This is a genomic window from Vibrio sp. 10N.222.55.C7 (assembly GCF_041473335.1).
Classification (GTDB): Bacteria; Pseudomonadota; Gammaproteobacteria; order Enterobacterales; family Vibrionaceae; genus Vibrio; species Vibrio crassostreae_C.
The window spans coordinates 1-1081 of the sequence record NZ_JBFRSC010000110.1; the positions used below are offsets into that span (position 1 = coordinate 1).

1 pseudogene is annotated in these 1081 nt (G+C 41.4%); it reads left to right on the forward strand.

Annotated elements, in window-relative coordinates:
• Window positions 1–40: 40 nt before the first annotated feature.
• Window positions 41–1081, forward strand: a pseudogene (locus AB4482_RS22880) (IS3 family transposase); the annotation flags it as partial.

Below are 1081 nucleotides of genomic sequence, written 5' to 3' on the forward strand. Positions count from 1 at the left end.
TGTCCCGTCCTGAAATGTGTTTACACATTGAGGACGAATTATGGCTACTTCAAATAATACCTACGTTAAGCGCACTCAGCGTGATTACACACTAGGCTTTAAATTACAGGTCGTCGCCGCTGTAGAAAGAGGCGATATGACATATAAACAAGCCCAAACCATTTATGGTATCCAAGGCCGTTCAACTGTTTTAACTTGGCTTCGAAAGCACGGTAAGATGAATTGGGCGCAAACTCCAAGGATGAATACCATGCACCAATCAACTAAGCCTAAAGAGTCACCAGCACAGAAAATAAAGCGTCTTGAGAAAGAGCTGGAAGACGAAAAAATCAAGAATCTCTTTTTAAATAGAGTGGTTGATATTCTTGATGCTGAACACGGAACTAGCCTCAGAAAAAAGTATCTCACCAAGGAGCAAGAAGCCTTCAAGAACAAGAAGGAATAAGTTTAGTTCGAGTATGTAAGCTATGCGGGATAACGAGACAAAGCGTTTATCAACGAGAAAAGCGAGCTGTTCATCGCCAGTTGGAACTTAAACCCATCAAACAAATGGTGTTGGATATTAGACGTTATATGCCTCGGGTTGGCACTAGAAAGCTCTACTTTTTACTTAAGCCAAAGTTGCAAGAACAAGGTATCAAGTTAGGTCGGGATGCTCTTTTCAACTACTTACGTGATGAACGGTTATTGGTAAGACCTAAACGTAGTTTTACGAAAACGACAAACAGTAAGCATTGGATGAAAAAACATCCGAACTTATTAAAGAACTACAAACCATGCACTCCAGAGGGTGTGTTAGTAAGTGATATTACCTATATCCAATCAGATGAAGGCATTCACTATCTCTCATTGGTAACTGATGCGTTTAGTCGGAAAATTATGGGCTACGAGCTGAGCAACGAAATGAAGGCGACGGATGTTGTGAAAGCGCTAGATATGGCTATTAAGGGGCGTCAATATCATCGTTCGTGTATCCATCACTCTGATCGTGGTCTCCAGTATTGCTCCGGTGTTTATCAAGATAAGTTGAAAAGTAGCGGCATAAGCCCCTCGATGACAGACGGTTATGACTGCTATCAAA